At 48.3% G+C, this 19,359-nt stretch carries 16 protein-coding genes; 3 read left to right on the top strand and 13 right to left on the bottom strand.

Features of this window, described 5'->3' with window-relative positions; genetic code table 11:
* Nucleotides 1–8: 8 nt before the first annotated feature.
* Complete coding sequence (locus EJP77_RS12325) at nt 9–431, top strand: bactofilin family protein (protein ID WP_127199538.1); 423 nt, start codon at nt 9–11, stop codon at nt 429–431.
* A gap of 237 nt (nt 432–668) precedes the next feature.
* Here EJP77_RS12325 and EJP77_RS12320 read toward each other — a convergent pair whose 3' ends face one another.
* The 7 genes from EJP77_RS12320 to EJP77_RS12290 form a co-directional block, all read right to left on the bottom strand.
* Nucleotides 669–1,463, bottom strand: coding sequence for an ABC transporter permease (locus EJP77_RS12320; RefSeq protein ID WP_127199537.1), 795 nt, complete (start codon nt 1,461–1,463; stop codon nt 669–671).
* Nucleotides 1,456–2,361: an ABC transporter ATP-binding protein gene (locus EJP77_RS12315; RefSeq protein WP_425464239.1), complete on the bottom strand. Its 906-nt coding sequence runs from the start codon at nt 2,359–2,361 to the stop codon at nt 1,456–1,458. The genes EJP77_RS12320 and EJP77_RS12315 overlap by 8 nt, the downstream gene beginning before the upstream one ends.
* 87 nt (nt 2,362–2,448) lie before the next feature.
* A complete protein-coding gene (gene rfbD, locus EJP77_RS12310) occupies nt 2,449–3,342 on the bottom strand; it encodes a dTDP-4-dehydrorhamnose reductase (RefSeq protein ID WP_127199535.1) in 894 nt (297 codons plus the stop codon).
* 44 nt (nt 3,343–3,386) lie between these two features.
* Nucleotides 3,387–3,932, bottom strand: coding sequence for a dTDP-4-dehydrorhamnose 3,5-epimerase (rfbC, locus tag EJP77_RS12305; protein WP_127199534.1), 546 nt, complete (start codon nt 3,930–3,932; stop codon nt 3,387–3,389).
* 390 nt (nt 3,933–4,322) lie between these two features.
* Nucleotides 4,323–8,918, bottom strand: a complete 4,596-nt coding sequence (gene gltB / locus EJP77_RS12300; protein WP_127199533.1) for a glutamate synthase large subunit — start codon at nt 8,916–8,918, stop codon at nt 4,323–4,325.
* Nucleotides 8,919–9,219: 301 nt separating this feature from the next.
* The gene (locus EJP77_RS12295; protein WP_127199532.1) at nt 9,220–11,493 is read right to left on the bottom strand and encodes a YhgE/Pip domain-containing protein; all 2,274 of its coding nucleotides are present in this window, start codon (nt 11,491–11,493) and stop codon (nt 9,220–9,222) included.
* A gap of 34 nt (nt 11,494–11,527) precedes the next feature.
* Nucleotides 11,528–12,136: a TetR/AcrR family transcriptional regulator gene (locus tag EJP77_RS12290; protein ID WP_127199531.1), complete on the bottom strand. Its 609-nt coding sequence runs from the start codon at nt 12,134–12,136 to the stop codon at nt 11,528–11,530.
* 322 nt (nt 12,137–12,458) lie between these two features.
* On the opposite strand from EJP77_RS12290, the gene EJP77_RS12285 reads away from it, so the two are divergent.
* Nucleotides 12,459–13,640, top strand: a complete 1,182-nt coding sequence (locus tag EJP77_RS12285; RefSeq protein WP_127199631.1) for an MGDG synthase family glycosyltransferase — start codon at nt 12,459–12,461, stop codon at nt 13,638–13,640.
* Between the two features lie 18 nt (nt 13,641–13,658).
* On the opposite strand, the gene EJP77_RS12280 is transcribed toward EJP77_RS12285, so the two are convergent.
* The 6 genes from EJP77_RS12280 to EJP77_RS12260 all read right to left on the bottom strand — a co-directional run bounded on the left by EJP77_RS12280 (nt 13,659) and on the right by EJP77_RS12260 (nt 17,359).
* Nucleotides 13,659–14,423 (bottom strand): cell wall hydrolase, encoded by a 765-nt coding sequence (locus EJP77_RS12280; protein ID WP_127199530.1) that lies wholly within the window; start codon nt 14,421–14,423, stop codon nt 13,659–13,661.
* A gap of 160 nt (nt 14,424–14,583) precedes the next feature.
* Nucleotides 14,584–15,147, bottom strand: coding sequence for an RNA 2',3'-cyclic phosphodiesterase (thpR, locus tag EJP77_RS12275; RefSeq protein WP_127199529.1), 564 nt, complete (start codon nt 15,145–15,147; stop codon nt 14,584–14,586).
* Nucleotides 15,148–15,332: 185 nt separating this feature from the next.
* On the bottom strand, nt 15,333–15,674 hold the full coding sequence (locus EJP77_RS12270; protein ID WP_127199528.1) for a KGG domain-containing protein: 342 nt from the start codon (nt 15,672–15,674) through the stop codon (nt 15,333–15,335).
* 283 nt (nt 15,675–15,957) lie between these two features.
* Nucleotides 15,958–16,125, bottom strand: coding sequence for a hypothetical protein (locus tag EJP77_RS20675; RefSeq protein WP_185897330.1), 168 nt, complete (start codon nt 16,123–16,125; stop codon nt 15,958–15,960).
* A 198-nt stretch (nt 16,126–16,323) separates the two neighbouring features.
* Nucleotides 16,324–16,791: a Dps family protein gene (locus EJP77_RS12265; RefSeq protein ID WP_127199527.1), complete on the bottom strand. Its 468-nt coding sequence runs from the start codon at nt 16,789–16,791 to the stop codon at nt 16,324–16,326.
* Nucleotides 16,792–16,969: 178 nt separating this feature from the next.
* On the bottom strand, nt 16,970–17,359 hold the full coding sequence (locus EJP77_RS12260; RefSeq protein ID WP_127199526.1) for a DivIVA domain-containing protein: 390 nt from the start codon (nt 17,357–17,359) through the stop codon (nt 16,970–16,972).
* A gap of 281 nt (nt 17,360–17,640) precedes the next feature.
* Here EJP77_RS12260 and EJP77_RS12255 point away from each other — a divergent pair, with 281 nt between their 5' ends.
* Nucleotides 17,641–19,320, top strand: coding sequence for an alpha-amylase family glycosyl hydrolase (locus EJP77_RS12255; RefSeq protein WP_127199525.1), 1,680 nt, complete (start codon nt 17,641–17,643; stop codon nt 19,318–19,320).
* Nucleotides 19,321–19,359: the final 39 nt, after the last annotated feature.

The following is a 19,359-nucleotide window of genomic DNA, read 5'->3' as shown; positions in this document are numbered from 1 at the left end:
GATAAATCATGTTCAAAGATAACAAACGTGCGGGGAAAGTTTCGGATACCTTAATCGGAGTCGGCAGTGATATTCAGGGCAAGCTGCGCTGTGAATCCAATCTCAGGCTGGAGGGCAAATTCCAAGGGGAGATTGAGACTACAGGAGAAATCGTGATTGGCGAGTCGGGTGAAGCTCATTCCACAATTAAGGGCAATGAAATTATTGTAGCAGGCAAAGTTTTTGGGGACATTATTACCGAAGGCAAATTAACCATAACGGCGAGCGGCCAAGTAGACGGCAATGTGTCAGCCCATACGCTCGTCATCCTGGACGGAGGCATTCTGAATGGGATCAGCATCATGGAGCGGCCTGTAGTTAGTAGGGTTCCTTCTTCCTCTTCTGCCCCCGCTGGCAAGTCCAAGAACGTTCCCCAACCTGAAGCTGGATAAGAAATCCCTGGTTCTCTACCTATGCTGCCTTCCTACTTCTCTTGCACCACAAGACAGTTTACCGTTCTCCTAAAAGCTTAAAAAAGGGACACACTCTCCAGGAGAATGCGTCCCTTTTCTGTCTGTTAATTACTTAATTTCACTCTAGTTAACTCAAGAACTATTTCGTTATTATCTGCTCTCGAGCGGCACAAAAGCTCTCATCACCTGTACACCGGACCTATAAGTTTGGCGTTATTAAGCCGCGACATCCCTTCTTGTAAATACCATCCACGCAATTATCAGGAATGCTGCCACATAGACAACCAAGACCGTCACGGAGAAGCCGAGGCTCATTCCGTCAGCGTTGGCTGCTATTCCTGCAGATTCTCTCATGGCGTACTGCGATAGATCCATATTGTTGAAAAGCAGATATTTAGCCCAGGCATATTTCGCGGGACTTAAGATAGCACTCAGAATACCGCTTGCAAACAATAGAAACATAGACAATCCAATTGCGAGTCCACTTGCGCGGAAGACTGCCGATATCATAAAGGAAAACACGGTAATTACCAGTACATCTATGAATTTATAAAATAGCATCTTGATGAAATAATCGAATGTGGATGGGCCTGAAGCATTAACCGGAGGAGAAGCAGGGAACAAGATCAGTGAAATAGCTGCCGTTACAGCCGTAAATAGGACACTTATCGCGATCGCGAACAACAGAACGGCCAGCAGCTTCGACAGAAGGACTTTGCTTCTTGTCCAAGGCCTGATGAGCAGCAGCTTAATGGTTCCCCATGTGAATTCTGAAGCTACAATATCGGCTGCGATAACAACCGAGAAAATCGACACAAGAAAATAGATAAAGGACAGATTCGACGCAGCACTCCAAGCCCCCATATTTGAACCAAAAGCACCATCGTTAACCGCAATTATGATCCCAAATAATATAGGCAGCAGCACAATTAGGGCAAGCATGATCCATGTGCGCCATCTCCGATATATTTTCATATTCTCATTCTGTACCAAGGCTAGAAAATTACCCAATTTGCCCGCCTCCCGTCATTTCCAAGAATTGATCCTCAAGTGATCGAGTCAGAACCTGAATGCCGTATACCTTAATTCCAGCAGCTACCAGTCGGCTGTTGAGATCTGCAATCTGCTCCCGGTTGACCGTGACGATCAGACGGCCTTCCTCCAGTCGGCCAGCTGGGGCGAGCTCAAGTGCCCGTTGTGGTTCGCTAACCTCAAAGCCAGTCTCCGCATACTGATCTTCCAGATCCTCCGCCTTAAGCGAACGAACGTCTATCAATTTACCGCTCTGGATAATCGCTACCGTGTCACACATCAGCTCCATCTCTGACAGCAGGTGGCTGGATACAAAGACGGTTGTCCCCTCTTCTCTTGCCAGCACCCGTAAGTAATCGCGAAGCTCACGGATCCCTTGCGGATCAAGGCCATTGGTAGGCTCATCCAGAATCAGGAGCTTGGGACGCTGCAGGATCGCCTGAGCAACACCCAGACGCTGGCGCATACCCAGTGAGTACGTCTTCACTTTGTCATGGATCCGTTTCTCAAGACCAACCAAGGCTACTGCCTCGTCAATGCGCTCCTTGCCAACCCCCGACATCCGTGCATAATGAACCATGTTCTGATACCCGGTTAGAAATTTGTACATTTCCGGGTTCTCTACAATCGCGCCAATATGAGCAATGGCTTTCTCGAAATCCGTCTTAACGCTCGACCCACAGATCACAATATCCCCTTCTGTGATCGACATCAGGCCTACCATCATCCGGATGGTTGTGGTCTTTCCTGATCCGTTAGGACCGAGGAAGCCGTATACCTGGCCCGCTGGAATATCAAGCGTAAGACGATCAATGATGGTCTTCGAACCAATCTTCTTCGTCACATTCGATAAGCGGACGACAGGTTCTTGAGACATATACATTCACTCTCCCTATGTACCCGGTCCGGATATGCCGGACGGTAATTTCTTGATTTTACCATACATAATAATAACGCAAGAAAATCAAATCAGTTTCGTTTTCTCTTGTTGCATAAAATCCGCCAGCGCTTCCTTCCAATCTCTCATCGGACTAAATCCGTTCAGGCGAAGCGCTTGCGGCTTCAGCACCGAGTAGGCTGGACGCCGAGCTGGTCTGGGGAACTCACTAGTTGATACGGGCATAACCGTCATCTTCAGTCCGGCTAACTCAAAGATTGAGCATGCGAAATCATACCAAGAGCATGAACCGGCCCCCGACACATGATAAGTACCGTACTTCGAGGAAGAAGCAAGTTCTTCAAGCTTGTGGGCTAAATCCCGGGTATATGTGGGACAACCAATCTGATCATTCACGACTGAAATATTCTCCTGCTTGCTTGCAAGCTCCAGCATCGTTCTTACAAAATTGCCTCCGTGATGCCCATATACCCACGATGTACGGACAATAAAGAACCGGGAATGAAGCTGACGAACGAACTTCTCTCCTTCCAATTTGGAATAACCATAGACATTAATGGGCTTGGTGGGATGAAATTCATCAAACGGCTCCTGTCCCGTTCCTCCGTCAAAAACATAGTCTGTGCTGATGTAGATCAGCTTGGATTGGATACATTCGGCTGCTGCTGCAATATTGCGGGTTCCATAGGTGTTCACCTGGTATGCCAAATCCGGCTCGCTCTCCGCGCGATCCACGTTAGTGTAGGCAGCGGCATGTATAACCACATCCGGCTTCAGACGCCAGAACACTTGAAAGCATTGTTCCGTGTCCGTAATATCAAGCTCGCTTTGTCCCAGACCATGTACTTCGTAACCTTTACCGGCAAAAACATGCTGCAGCTCACGCCCCACCTGGCCCTGTGCGCCTGTGATTAATATGCGGCTCTTTCCCTTACGAATCTGACTCCTTACCTCACTCATCTGAACTTCTCAGCCCCTTTCCTATTACAAGCCCGCAGAATCATTCAGAAGTCAAACTCAGCATTGGCCAATACCGGATGAACCTTATCCTTTTCCGAAAGAACAGGCTTCGTACCCGGCCAAGGAATTCCCAGCGCAGGATCGTTCCAGAGAATCCCTCTGTCATGTTCCTTGGAATAGACCTCATCCACCTTATACAGCACTTCGGTATGGGGAACGAGTGTCCAGAACCCATGAGCAAATCCACGCGGAATAAGGACCTGTCGGAAATTCCGTGAGGTCAAGATAACAGCCGCCCACTGCCCATAGGTTGGTGAGTCTTTACGGAGATCTACGAATACATCATAAATGGCTCCTGTTAGAACACGTACCAGCTTCGTCTGCGCCTTCGGCTGAAGCTGATAATGCAGTCCTCTCAGCGTTCCTGCTGAAGCAGAATAGGAATGATTGTCTTGTATGAAATGATGAGTGATCCCCAGCTTTGCAAAAGATTCTTCATTGTAGCTCTCAGTGAAGAAGCCCCGTTCATCCTCGAATACATCGGTCTCCATGATGACCGCTCCCGGCAGCCCCGTTTCTATGACGCGCATATCCGAATCCCCCTAACCATGGACTGCCTCAAATGCAGCCCTTGTTCACAGCATATGCTGGCTGTATTCGGTAGGGCACGGCGTGGGCTTTGGCCCTACCTTCTAGTAATAATCCCGGCTAAGGTGTCCTTCTTTCTGTATTCTTTCTTCTGTGTTCCTTCTGTGTTCCTACATCCCTCCTGCCTCCTCTCCATATTTCTCCTCCATCCCTCTTGGTGCAGCATATATCTGACACACAGGGCGAATGGTGTTCACTCCAGCAGTCCAAGCCTCCTATGTTACGCCTTCATTACATGCTACTTCTCCAAGTCCATTTCACCAAATCCATGGATATACGCAAAAAGACCTGTAAGTCCAGCATTCTGGACTTACAGGTCTTAGATTTAGCGATTAGTTGCCAGCGCGGGCAAGCTCGCGCATATTGGCTTCAAATGCGGCAAGCAAAGCTGCTTCGCCTTGAAGGCCTTGATCTTGAACTTTGCGGATCTGCTGCAGCATCCGCTTGTAATCCTTCGGAATAACCCGTACGAAGGAAGCCAGAGACTCATTCCAGTTGTCCAGCACCTTGCGGCCCACAGCACTCTCTGTGTACTCCACATGGCGGCCGATCAAGGAACGAAGCTCTTCCGCCTCTTCCGCTTCCTCAACACGCTCAAGCAGTACCATTTCCAGGTTGCAGCGGTCAAGGAAAGTGCCTTCCGGATCATATACATAAGCGATACCGCCGGACATCCCGGCTGCGAAGTTGCGGCCAGTTCCGCCAAGAACAACCACGCGTCCACCCGTCATGTATTCACATCCGTGGTCGCCTACCCCTTCAACCACAACGTTCGCGCCGGAGTTACGCACCGCGAAGCGCTCACCCGCGATACCGCGGACATAAGCTTCCCCGCTTGTCGCTCCGTAGAAGGCTGTGTTGCCGGCGATAATATTCTCTTCGGCAACGAAGGTTGCTTTCGGTGACGGTCTCACCGCAAGCTTACCGCCTGACAGGCCTTTACCAATGTAGTCATTGGCATCGCCCTCAATCGTAAGCGTCATGCCCTTCGGCACGAACGCTCCAAAGCTTTGACCCGCCGATCCGACGAAATGGAAGCGGATCGTATCTTCCGGCAGACCCGCAGCTCCATATAAGCGGGTCACCTCACTACCGAGGATCGTTCCTGTGGCGCGATCCACGTTCGTGATTGGCAGCTCGGCTTGAACACGCTCGCCGCGCTCAAGAGCAGGCGCTGCAAGTTCAAGCAGCTTTGTCATATCGAGTGTTTTCTCGAGGCCATGATTCTGCTGCTGGGTGTTGTAGCGGTCAGCACCTTCGTGAAGTGCAGGAACATGAAGCAGCGGGCTCAGATCTACGCCGCTCTTCTTCCAGTGATCAACCGCTTGGCTGGTCTCCAGGCAGTCGGTTCGGCCTACCATTTCATTAATGGTACGGAAACCGAGCTCGGCCATCCATTCACGCATATCTTCGGCAACGAAAGTCATAAAGTTGGCTACATGCTGTGGATCCCCTGTGAAATTCTTGCGAAGCTCCGGATTCTGAGTCGCCACACCAACCGGACAAGTATCCATGTGGCAGACACGCATCATGATACAGCCAACCGCGATAAGCGGAGCTGTAGAGAAACCGTACTCTTCTGCACCAAGCAGGGCAGCAACAGCCAAGTCGCGACCGTTAAGCATTTTACCATCCGTCTCAAGGACAACACGGTCACGCAGATTGTTCATAATCAGCGTCTGATGGGTTTCAGCAAGACCCAGCTCCCAAGGCAGACCCGCATGACGGATTGAACCTTGCGGGGATGCGCCTGTACCGCCGTCATAACCACTGACGAGAATGACATCCGCACGTCCCTTGGCAACACCCGCGGCAATTGTACCTACGCCAGCCTCAGATACCAGCTTCACGTTGATACGAGCCCGAGGATTGGAGTTCTTCAAGTCGTAGATCAGCTCCGCCAAATCCTCGATCGAATAGATATCGTGATGCGGAGGCGGCGAGATCAGGCCAACACCCGGAGTGGAACCACGAACTTCTGCAACCCAAGGATATACCTTACGGCCCGGAAGCTGTCCGCCTTCACCCGGCTTTGCACCCTGCGCCATCTTGATCTGGATCTCATCTGCATTGACCAGGTAGTGAGAAGTAACCCCGAAGCGTCCGGAAGCAACCTGCTTAATGGCACTGCGGCGTGAATCTCCATTCGCATCCGGAATGAAACGAGCTGGGTCTTCCCCGCCTTCACCCGTGTTGCTCTTACCGCCTACACGGTTCATCCCGATCGCGATAGACTCGTGAGCTTCTTTACTGATAGAACCGAAGGACATAGCACCGGTCTTGAACCGCTTCATGATCGAAGCTGCAGATTCAACTTCTTCAAGCGGAACCTTAGGACCTGCTGGCTTCAGATTAAGCAGGGAGCGAAGCGTCAAATGGTTCTCGTTCTCTCCTTGAACAAGCGCAGCGTATTTCTTGTATATTCCATAATCACCAGTACGAACTGCCTGCTGAAGCAGGTGGATCGTCTGCGGATTGAACATGTGTTCTTCTGAATTCGCACGCCATGCGTACTCACCGCCAGAATCCAACACGTTATCGTTGCCGTCCTTCTCATTGAAGGCCCGGTAATGCTGAGCGATTGTCTCTATAGCCACTTCTTCAAGCCCGATCCCTCCAATACGTGAAGGAGTCCAGGTGAAGTAACGGTCTACGAATTCCTGATTAAGACCAACAGCCTCAAAGATCTGAGCACCACGATAGGATTGAATCGTAGAGATCCCCATCTTGGACAGTGTTTTAACGACACCTTTAGTAGCAGCCTTAATGAAGTTCTTAACAGCCTTCTCATGGGAAATCCCGCGAAGCATACCTTGTGAGATCATATCATCCAGAGTTTCGAAGGCCAGATAAGGATTCACCGCACTTACGCCATAACCGAGAAGCAGTGCAAAATGATGAACTTCACGCGGCTCGCCGGACTCAAGCAGGATACTTACTTTGGTACGGGTCTCCTTGCGAATCAGATAGTGGTGCAGGCTGGATACCGCAAGCAGCGAAGGAATAGCCGCCTGCTCTTCATTAACGCCACGGTCGGACAGGATAAGGATATTATGACCCTTCTCAATGACACGATCAGCGGCACTGCACAGCGTATCAATCGCTTTGCGAAGTCCCTCAGCTCCCTCGGCAACCGGGAACAAGGTTGGAATCGTCATTGATTTGAAGCCCGGACGGTGAACGTGACGCAGCTTCGCGAAATCTTCATTCGATAGAATAGGAGATTCAAGGCGGATATGACGACAGCTTTCCGGTTCCGGATTAAGCAGGTTGCGTTCAGGACCGATTGTAGTCAGCGTGGACGTTACCAGTTCTTCACGGATCGCATCAATCGGCGGATTCGTAACTTGGGCAAACATCTGCTTGAAATAACTGAACAGACGTTGAGGGCGATCAGACAACACGGCAATCGGAGCATCATAGCCCATCGAAGCAATCGCTTCTTGTCCGGTGGAAGCCATCGGCTCCAATACTTTACGCAGTTCCTCGTAAGTATAACCAAAGGAAAGCTGCTGTTTGGTTACATTATCATGTCTTTGTTCAGGCAGTTCAGGAGCATCAGGGAGATCATCAAGATGAACAAGATGCTCGTCGAGCCACTGGCGATAAGGATTCTCTGCAGCGATGGAAGCCTTCACTTCCTCATCCGAGATAATCCGGCCTTCTTTCGTATCTACAAGCAGCATCCGGCCTGGACGCAGACGATCTTTGTATAGAACGTTCTCCGGTGCGATATCGAGGACACCTGCTTCGGAGGACAAGATGATCAAATCATCCTTGGTTACATAGTAGCGGGAAGGACGAAGTCCGTTACGGTCAAGGATTGCACCGATCTGGATCCCGTCGGTGAAGCCCATTGCTGCCGGGCCATCCCATGGTTCCATTAGGGAACTGTGGTATTCATAAAACGCCTTCTTGCTGTCATCCATGCTTTCATGGTTATTCCAAGGCTCTGGAACCATCATCATGGCAACATGCGGCAGAGAGCGTCCGCTCAAATACATAAATTCAAAGGTATTATCGAACATACCGGTATCCGATCCATCGGGGTTAATGACCGGTTTGACCTTCGCCAAATCTTCCCCGAACACTTCACTTTGGAATAGGGACTGACGTGCATGCATCCAGTTCACGTTCCCGCGAAGCGTATTGATCTCACCATTGTGGATCATGAAGCGGTATGGATGCGCGCGTTCCCAGCTCGGGAACGTATTCGTACTAAAACGGGAATGCACTAAAGCAATAGCAGATTCAAGCTGTTCATTCTGCAGATCCAGATAGAACTCACCCACCTGCTCGGTTGTGAGCATTCCTTTGTAGACTACCTTGCGGCAGGAAAGACTCGGCATGTAAAAAGCATCGCCCTGCTCAGCTCCGCCATAACGGATAGCCAGCTCAGCGCGGCGGCGAATGACGTAAAGTTTGCGTTCGAAGCTCAGATCATCCTTAATATCAGCGCTGCGGCTGATAAAAGCTTGACGGACGTAAGGCTTTGCTTCCTTGGCTGACTTGCCAAGCATCTCATCGTTCGTTGGCACGGTACGGAACCCAAGCAGCTGCTGTCCTTCTTCTTCGACAATCTCCTTGAATTTCGCTTCCTGACGGCTGCGAACCTCTTCATCATGCGGCAGGAAAACCATACCCACACCATACTGGCCTGGTTCGGGAAGATTGAAGCCCAGCTTCTCGGCTTCAAGTGCAAAGAAGCGATGTGGAAGCTGAATCATGATTCCTGCTCCGTCACCGGAGTTAGGTTCACTGCCTTGTCCGCCGCGGTGCTCCATATTAATCAGCATAGTCAGCGCCTGGCTGACAATATCGTGAGACGGCCGTCCTTTAATATGAGCCACAAAACCCATACCACAGGCATCTTTTTCAAAAGCCGGATCATATAAACCCTGCTTTGCCGGAATATCCGTATGTTTCATATAACATGCAACCTTTCTGTTCGTAAAATAGCTCGTTCCAACCAATTTATACGCAAAACGGCAGGTTTCCAATAGACTTTTGAACACTTTATTTGCATAAATTCTCTGATAGATGGATCAACCATTCCAAATTCTCAGCTGCAACACGAAAAACGAGACAGAAGTCACATTCGTATTATTGTTCTTGATATTGTAGCATCCCGTACCCCATGTGGGAAATCTAAACTTTTTATGATGCTGATAAGATTTTTTATGTGAAAAAAGGCGCTCCTTGGAAGGAACGCCTCTCAACCTATCTATTTTATGCAAGTGGTGTAACAATCTCTTCCTGATTCATATCTGTTGACTTCGGTGTTCTAAGCAGGAAGTAAGCCAGAGTAATCAACACAAATACTATGCCGTATACAAGCAGCAGATCAAATTGATGCCACATAGTACTGTAGTCGCCGCTTGAGATGACCGTTTTGAATCCTGTCACGGAGTGGGACATTGGCAGCCAAGGATTGATCGGCTTCATCCATTCCGGAAGCAGTTCCAGCGGGAACGTGCCCGCGCTGGTAGTCAGCTGCAGTACCATGAGAATAACTGCAAGGAACCGGCCCGGCTGATCCAGCCAGGTCACAATCGCCTGAATGATCATCATGAAGGCGAAGCTTGTTGCGAATGTGAACAGATAGAAGAGCGGCAGACTCTGCACCTTGAGTCCAACAAGCACCAGAACCAGCGTAGCTACGACAATCGATTGGAACAGGCTCATGAGCAGGAAGGTAAATGTACGGCTGAAGAAGCGCTGCAAGCCGGACGCATCCTCTACGGTAGTTCCTCTCATGGAAATAATAATTGTAGAAAGAAGTGCTCCTACAAAAAGACTGATCGACAGGAAGTAAGGGGCAATCCCTGTTCCGTAATTACTAATTTTCTTGGATGTGTTCTCAGAGACCTCAACAGGCTGGGCATACATGGTAACCCGCTCGTCTGTTCCCTTCACATCCGAAGTTTTGTCAGCCGCCTCATTCAGCTTATCCGCAAGCTTGCCAGAACCGCTCACAAGGTCGCCCATACCGTTCTTAAGTTCACCGGCACCCTCATCCAGCTTGACGGAACCGCTGGCAATCGTGCTGACGCCGCCGCCGAGCTTATGAATTCCATCTACCAGCGAGCTTGTGCCCGTTGAAAGCTGCTGGGCACCGGATGCAAGCTTATGACCGCCAGCTGCCGCCTCGGACAGCTTGCTGCCGAACTGCTGCATTCCCACGGTAAGCTTGGGTCCAGCCGCCTGGAGCTTGGATGCTCCTTCCACCAGCTTCTGGTTCCCTGCAAGCAGGGCATCACTACCGGATACGAGCTGTTTGTTCCCTTCGGCAAGTTGGTCACTGCCGTCAGACAGCTGCTTGCTGCCCGCTGCCAGCTGCTCACTGCCCCCAGCAAGCTGCTTCTGTCCTGCTGCTACCTGCTCACTGCCTTGGGCCACGGCCTGGCTTGCTGCAAGTAATTTCTGAACAGAAGGATCTTTGCCGAGAGCAGGATTGGCCTTGACCAGCTGATCGAGACCCTGGGCAACGCCTTTGGCTCCCTCAGCTACCTTGGCGCTCCCATCGGCAGAAGATTGCAGCCCTTGGTTCAGCTTCGTGCTGCCGTCTACGGCAGCATGCAGACCCTGCTGCAGCTTGGTCGTTCCCTCGAGCGAGGCATGCAGACCCTGATTGAGCTTCTTGTTCCCTTCAAGGGAAGACTCTAGCCCGCCGGATAACTGGGAAGCTCCGGCTACGGCCTGCTCGATCCCGTTTTGAAGCTGCTTGTGAGCAGCGCTAAGCTGATCAAGTCCATTGGCTAATGAGGAAGCCCCCTTATTTAATTCCGAGGCCCCGCTCTGAAGCTTGCCAGCACCATTTGCCAGAGGAACCATGCCTGCCTCAAGCTCGGAGGTTCCGCTTACCAGCTTATTCAAATTCTCTTTCAGCTTGGCTGCACCGTCCTGAAGCTTGCCGGCACCTGTGTGAATATCACCGGCACCGTTGCCTGCCTCGGTCAGACCTGAGGATATTTCGGAAACTTTATCGAACAAGCTGTTCGTATAAGCTTCCGTCACCTTGGCAGAGATCTTCGCTTTGAGGTCCTTGACCGCACTATTGCCGATCTGTCCTGCAACAAAGTTATAATTGCCATTCGGCTCATAGATCAGATCAGCCGGCTGCGGATGATCATTCATGAGTGTTGTAGCCTGGGATGAGAAATTCTCAGGAATCGTAATCTTCATATAATAGCGATTCTCATCAATGCCCTGCTGGGCTTCCTTCTCGGTTACGAAATTCCATTTGAAATCCTCATTCTTCTTAAGCTCATCCACCAGGTCGCTGCCGATATGCAGTGATTTCCCTTCATATTGAGCACCTTTATCCTGATTGACTACTGCAACGGGCAGTTCATCAAGATGACCATACGGGTCCCAGAACGCGGATAAATACATTCCGCAGTACAGAATGGGTACGAATATGACCGCAATGAACGATATCAAGGTCATCGGCTTCTTAACGCCAGACTTTATATCCTTGAAGAATACAGATAATGCTCTCATCGCGATTTCTCACTCCTTTTAAATCTCTATCTGTTTATTTGGGCCGATTATTGTCCAGTCCCCTACTGCCTGCAGCAATACCATCGGTTATGAACAATTTGATATAATCTTTGATCTCGTCTTTGGTCAAAGGCTTATGCTGCTTATTCCAATCTGAAGCAAGGGCAATATACAGCTTAAACATCACGAATGAAGCCACCTCCGGATTAATCCGGCTGATCTCACCCTGTTCAATAGCACGGCCGATCTGCTTGCCCAGGTAATCTATAATGACATTCTCTACACGCTGCATGGCTTCTCTTGCCTGCGGAGTCCCAAATTCTCTGACCTCCTGAGCCAGCTTGATCAAGAGCTCATGCTCTTCTCTGAATTCCAATACACCATCCAGTGCGTTGTACAGATTGTCAAAGAACGACTTGTCTTTATCAACCTGCTGCTCTGTAATTCGTTTCATCTCGAGCAGAACGCCTTGAAGAATGTCATCGAACAGCTCTTCTTTGTTCGCGAAGAATGTATAAATCGTGCCTTTACCGACATTTGCGATTCTGGCTACCTGATCCATAGTGGTGGCCTTGTAGCCAAACAAAGAAAAAGACTTTGTTGCTGCTTCTATAATTTGTTTGCGCCGATCGATGGTAGACACCTTGTCCCTCCTTCCGTGGTTGATTCAGAACTAATTGACTAAATTTTAATTTCGGTCATTCGGTCATTGTTAAATTTATCACCCTTTAAATGAATTTGCAACTGATTTTCGTCATTTTTTCATTTTGAAATTCTATCATGAATTATTCCCCGACCTTGGTCCAGTATATATCTGGTCCATGGCCTGTTCTCTAATAGTGGGAACCGAAATAAACTATAAACAAGTGAACAACGTTAATATACATAGGGAATAATGAAGCTGGTAACTTCAAAACAAAAAAGCCTCCTTAAATGAGGAGGACTAAATGAAGCAGGTGAACAAAGTGAGCAGAAAAAGAGTGCTTATTCTATCTGAAGGCTTTGGAAGCGGACATACCCAGGCTGCTTATGCTCTGGCAGCAGGTATGAAAAAAATCAACCCTGGAATACAGACCAAGGTGCTGGAGTTAGGTTCTTTTCTCAATCCTGTCGTGGCGCCGATCATTCTGTCTGCCTACCGCAAGACTGTGGTTACAAGTCCGGCCTTAGTCGGCATGCTGTACCGCAAGCAGTACGAGAAGCCTATTAACCGTTTGACCCGGCTGGCCCTCCATAAAATTTTTTATACGCATACGGCTAATCTCATTAAGCAGTTGAAGCCGGATCTGATTATATGCACCCATCCCATTCCTAGCGCTGTCATTGCACGTCTTAAATCGGCTGGTCTGAAGGTGCCCCTCTATACCGTCATTACCGATTATGATGCCCATGCCGCATGGATTAATCCAGAAGTTGACCGCTACCTCGTCTCCACGCCGGAGGTCCGCAGACTACTGCTTAATCGGGGTATCAGGCCGGAAGCTGTTCATGTAACCGGGATCCCTGTGCATCCGAATTTCTGGACGACCCGGAACAAAGAGAGTGTCCGCAAGGAATTACAGCTGCGCAACATCCCAACAGTCCTGATCATGGGCGGTGGATGGGGCCTGCTGTTCAAGAAACAGGTGCTCGATTCCCTGACCTCCTGGAGAGACAAGGTTCAACTGGTCTTCTGCACAGGTACCAATGACAAGCTGGCTTCCAAGCTGAAAAGTCATTCTGGCTTTAATCATCCCAACGTGGTCATCTTGGGCCATACCAAAGAAATCAGTAAATGGATGGATGCCTCAGACCTGCTCATCACTAAGCCTGGCGGAATGACTTGTACAGAAGCGCTGGCTAAGGGGCTTCCGATGCTGTTCTGCGAATCGATACCCGGTCAAGAAGAGAGTAACCGGCAGTATTTCGTGACCAGTGGTTATGGAGAGACCCTGGAAGCAGAAGCTATTGATCGCTGGTTCGAGCGGCTAACCAACAGACACCGGACGGTACAGTCCAAGTCGGCAAGGCATCAAGCTTTCAAGATTAACTACAAGCCTGACCGCTGTGCTCATGATTTAGTAGAAATGCTCTTTGATCCTTCTTCTTCGAACTTGTCATTGAACCACAACACGGAGCCGCATACACTTAGGCAGTACAGCATGTAACTGGCAATGAAAGCTCATTTATTTATAAAAAGTATGATTGCCAATCTGCTTGGTCTTCTTCTGAGTACGCGCAACGGTTAAATCACTGGCTAACTTGATGGATAGGAAATAGTAGGTATCATCACTGACTTCCTTACGTCCATACAGGGCTTCGGTAACTGCACGAACAGAATCCTTGTTGGGTTTTACGCGGTTTAGGCGTCCATTCCGAACAGGACTGAATTGATATTTCTGATATACAACATCTGTGATCGTATCGGGATAATTGGCTGACCGCAGCCGGTTCAGGACAACATTGGCAACTGCCACTTTGCCCTTGTACGGTTCGCCCTCTGCTTCTGCCATGACAATCTTTTGCAGGAGAAGCAGCTCTTCTTCTGACAGCGCGTATTTCCAGGTGGATTTACTTTTCTCCTCCGGGCTTAACAGCGCAGTTCTTGTGAAGAAAATTTGTTTTGGGGGGATGGTTTTGTCCAGTTTTGCAGCAGACACATGCTGCTCTTTGACTAGTTTGCTCTTGTCTAGCGCTTGCTTAAATTCATGTCCCACCACAGCAGCATGAGGCATACTATTCCTCTGCACTACTGGAATTGAGGGTTCAACCGGACGTAAAATCTGATCTTGCATCATAGGAATAGCGGACTCTGCACCCAACCTAGGCATACTCATGATCCCCTGTTCTTCTATTCCCGGCGTCCTCCACAATAGACATATCGATCCCACACATACTAGAATAGCGCCGATCAACAGCGCGACGTAACGATTTTGTTTGAATAAATCCATAATGACCTCCTGCGTTCCGGTATATTCTCTCTAGACTATGAAGTCGTCCGAAACCTCCCGCTCTCCACGGGAGACGCTTCATAAGTACATCTGTTCCTGCGTACTCTATGTTATGTAACCGAATATGAGAGAATTGAATAACAAGTCCCGGAATTTTTTTTTATAACATGATCCTCTCGATGACCTCGTACATCGGATTTCGCCCCATTCGAGTCCTATAAATCACGAAAGATTCAGGGCTCCATTCTCCAAAAGAAAGATTAGAATCCAGCTGAGGCAGGCTTAAGAAATTCTCCCCTTGGAACGACCTTCCAAGTGTGATATGCGGCTTATAAGCACGCTCTTCAGGCTTAAATCCCAATCTGGTTGTTGCACTTACAACCTGCTTGTGAAGATCTTTGAGCCGATCCGTCTGTCCACTAACGCCAGTCCACAATACACTGGGCACTGCAGGCCGCCCAAATGTCCCCAGGCCGCGAACCTCCAATCCGAAGGACCCGAAGCCTTCGACTGCCTTCTGAAGTTCTTCGTGAAGCCTTGGCACCTTCTGTATTGGTGTATCACCAAGAAATTGAAGTGTGATGTGCAGATCAGACGTGTGCACCCATTTCCGGAACGGAAGCTGCTTCTTATGCTCATTCATCCAATCTCCAATTGCATTCTGTATCGAATCTGCAAGGGGAACAGCAATAAATAAACGTCCAATCTCTGGTCGATGGTCCATGGTAATACCTCCGTTATAAATAACTTTCTTCCCATAATTGGTGAAGTTTGTTATTTAGTATTCCACACACATTTAGCCACTATAACTTAATCGGACATACAAAATCAAGAAAATGCCCCAGGTCAATGAATCACCCAGGGCATTTTCTTCCAATATATTGAATTTAAGTTTGAAAAAGGTCTGTCTTAGTCGCGTTGGCGTGCGCGAGCTTCGCCGCCTTTACGGCCTGCTTCCTCACGGCTCATTTTACCATCACTGCTGCCGCTGTCAGAGTTCCCTCTGGCTTCGCCGCCTTTTTGTCCAATTTCCTGATAAAATTCTTTATCATGATTCTTGGAAGTTGCTTCTCCACCTTTTTGGCCGATTTCCTGATAGAATTCACTATCATGATTTTTAGCGGTAGCTTCGCCGCCTTTTTGACCAATTTCCTGGTAGAATTCCTTGTCATGATTTTTTGCTGTAGCTTCTCCACCCATGCGTCCTGCTTCTTCACGGCTCATTTTGTTGTTATCATTGTTACGTGCCATTATGAATCACTCCTTATGGTTTTTGAAGTTGTTCAGACTGTCTTGTCTGCTACGCTATTCTATTACCCCGCCTCTGAGAAGATAAACATATTTTTTAAATTTAGTATGTAAATGGAATGAACTAAAGAATTGAACATTTGGATCCAGGCAGCCGTTTGTTGTGCCAGATCACACAGTCTTTAGTTCAATCCATGTAACTGTAAAAATTCCACTAAATCAAAAACACCCGTCCGAGTAACCGTCCGAGTGTCTTCTAGTGAATGCATGTCCTATATAGTTAAATCTAGAGTACAGCTGCCTCAGCTACCTCACTCTGAGCCGGCTCCAGGTTCGTAATATATTGGCGCGCAACCGGGAGGTAAGTCTCCTGATCGATGAACAGCTCACTCCCTACAGGTTCACCATTTACTGTTATCATAATTCTCTTAAAAGCTTGTTCCTGTTCTTTCATGGTCATTCTCTCCTTTATAGTTACCCCGGCCCTATTGCCGGTTATCATCTACATCGTAGTTTAGATAGCTGCTTGGCAGCTGTTACCTGATTAATTTACCCACCGATCGAAATGCGAAACATGCGGCTGAATTCTATTCTCGGATCGCTTCATAACAAAAGCCCCATGCATAAGCATGAGGCCCAAGGTGAGACATAATTATTCATTTGCAATATAGGCAGACAACATCCAGATATGCTTATCGAGCGCGGTCTGAATTCCCAGCAGTAGATCTGCGCTCGCTTCATCCCCTGCTTCTTCCGCAGCAAGAATGCCTTCCTTCAATTGCGCAGCCATCAGCCTGTAATCTTCAACAACGGCCGTCACCATTTGCTCAGCAGACAGCGTTCCTTCCGCTTCTTTCACGGATGCAGTCGACAAGGTCTCCTTCAAGGTTGCCACCGGCTTACCACCGATAGCTAGCAGTCTTTCAGCAAGCTCATCCATATATCCCGCTGCTTCCGTATATAACTCCTCAAATTTCTCATGCAAAGTAAAGAAGTTCGGCCCTTTCACATACCAATGAAAATGATGAAGCTTCGTATAGAGAACCGTCCAGTTTGCAATTTGAAGATTAATTTGCTGCTCCAATGCAGAATTAGTTTGAGAAAGCACTTGATTAGCCATAAGTCAACCTCCCATATGATAAGTTTTAATAAATTCGCATTTATTTAACTTTAGACTTGATCTAAATCTTAAACTCATCATATCACACCTGACTTACTCTAACATGAAGAATACATGAGTATTGGCTGTGATTTATCTGAACAAGTATGTGCTGATCTCTCCCTAATTATGCAGTTGGTTAGATATCGAATTCTTTGCGAATGGTAAGCCTGAACTGCTCAATGCTTCGCTCCAGAGAACGTATACCCTCATCGACAAGATGGCGGTCAACTACATTGGTATTCTCCAGCTTGGCTTTCTGAGCTGTAAGTGCTCTCTTCTCCTCTTCCCAATAGCCCTGTCTCCGCTGTATTTCTTTATATTTATCGAGCAAATCCGTAATAATATCATAAAAGCGCTCATAGTCGATGATAACCTCATCCAGCAGCCGGTCGACATCTTCCTTCTCATAACCCCTCATTTTCACAGGAAATTCCTTCTCATGAATTGAAAGTGCATCGAGCTTGATCCCGAGCTGTCTGAACAAATCTTTCTGATCTTTTAGCTTGCGTTCGTAATCCTCCTGCATTTGAATCCCTCCATAACCTGAACAAAAGGTATCTTATTAATCTTTTTTTCTTCTTATAATGTATCACATTTCTAACATAGGAATACAACCACAAGGAAGGCCTCGCCAGCCCTTTATCAGGGCCTAGGACTTAATATTCAAATTCTCTTTCTTTTTCATTCGAAAAATAAGCGCAAACGTTTTACTAAATCGCTTTCATCTATTAATATGGGAATTAGCTCCTACTCAGACATAAGCTTAATAAACCGCTATTTTCCCATGAAAGGATTGAATTATTACTTATGATCAATGGCTCAGCCCCAAAGTTTGTGTATACGCTCCCTCGCTGGCTAGCCTCAGCGGCAATGCTGGCTGTCCTGCTATCCGGGTGCAGTTCTCCCTCCAATCCTGCTCCTGCTGCTACTTCATCCACAACTGCTAGTGAAGCAGCCTCAACTAACCAACAAGCGCAGAGCACGGAAAGTACTGCTGCAGCAACGCAGCAAGAATCAACCGTCTATTATGAAATCTTTGTCCGTTCCTTTGCTGATGGCAATGGAGATGGAATTGGTGACTTGAAGGGAATCACAGCCAAGCTTGATTATTTGAAAGATTTGGGTGTTGGTGGGATCTGGCTTACGCCGATTAATCCTTCGCCGAGTTATCACGGCTACGATATCATAGACCATAGAGCCATCAATCCTGATTTTGGTACCATGGCCGATTTCGATACTCTCATTAAAGAAGCCCATAAGCGAAATATCAAAATCATTATGGACTTGGTGGTTAATCATACAAGCAAGATGAACCCCTGGTTCATTCAGTCAGCCAAGGATGAGAAAAGCAAATACCGCAGCTGGTATACATGGGCAGAGGATCAGAACCTCGAGCCTGAAGGAGCCAGTGCCACAGGCAGCGGTAATGCCTGGCGTCCTCTACTCGGAAGTCACTATCTGGCACCGTTCTCGGACAGTATGCCGGACTTGAATTTTGATAACCCTGAGGTGCGAGGTGAGATTGAGGATATAGGTCAATTTTGGCTGAAAAAAGGGGTGGACGGCTTCCGATTGGATGCAGCCAAGCATATATATGAGAATCTGCAGACCGACCATAACGAGGCAACAACGGCCAAGAACGTAGCCTGGTGGCAGGAATTCCGCAGCAAGATGAATGAGGTAGACCCTAAAGCCTATGTAGTTGGTGAAGTGTGGGAGAAATCTGCTGCATCTGTAGCCGCCTATCTGGACCGAGCTTTCGATTCCGGATTTAATTTCGGACTTGCCGAACAAATCCTGAATGCCGTCTCCGCAGAGAAGGATAATAATCTTGCTTTTACTTTAAAGCGCACCCATGATTTTTATGCCCAGAAATCTAACGGCAAGTTCATTGATGCGGTATTCCTCTCCAATCATGACCAGAACAGGGTGATGAGTGCCCTTGGCGGTGATATCCATCATGCCCGGATGGCAGCATCCATTCTGCTGACGCTTCCCGGCAATCCATTCATCTATTATGGGGAAGAGATCGGTATGAAAGGCTCCAAGCCTGACGAGGAAATTCGCGAACCTATGCAGTGGTATGCAGCCGGCAAAGGAATAGAACAGACGACTTGGGAGCCAGCCGCGAACAACAGCGGGAAGGACGCGCCTAGTGTAGAAGCTGAATTGAAAGATCCGAACTCCCTGCTTAGCCACTACCGGGAACTCATTACCTGGAGAAAGCAAATCCCGGCACTTCAGGGCAGCGGGATCGACGAATATACCCAAGACAATGGTAATATAATGGCCTATGTAAGAACGTCCGGTAAGGATACCGTACTTGTGGTTCATAATCTCTCGAGTAAGGAACAGACGACTACACTTACAAGTTCCGCCGGCGTACCCGCATTTAAGAGTATCCTGAAGACCACGGACAGCGCATCCAAGCTGGATGGAGGCAAGCTGCTGCTTCCTCCTTACAGTACCGTTATAGTAACTCCATAACCTTATAGAGGACACAAAAAGGGCACCCAGTAATGGGTG

Origin of the sequence: Paenibacillus zeisoli, assembly GCF_003994465.1 — a bacterium.
In the GTDB taxonomy this organism is placed as follows: Bacteria; Bacillota; Bacilli; order Paenibacillales; family Paenibacillaceae; genus Fontibacillus; species Fontibacillus zeisoli.
This window is presented reverse-complemented; position numbering and strand designations above follow the sequence as displayed.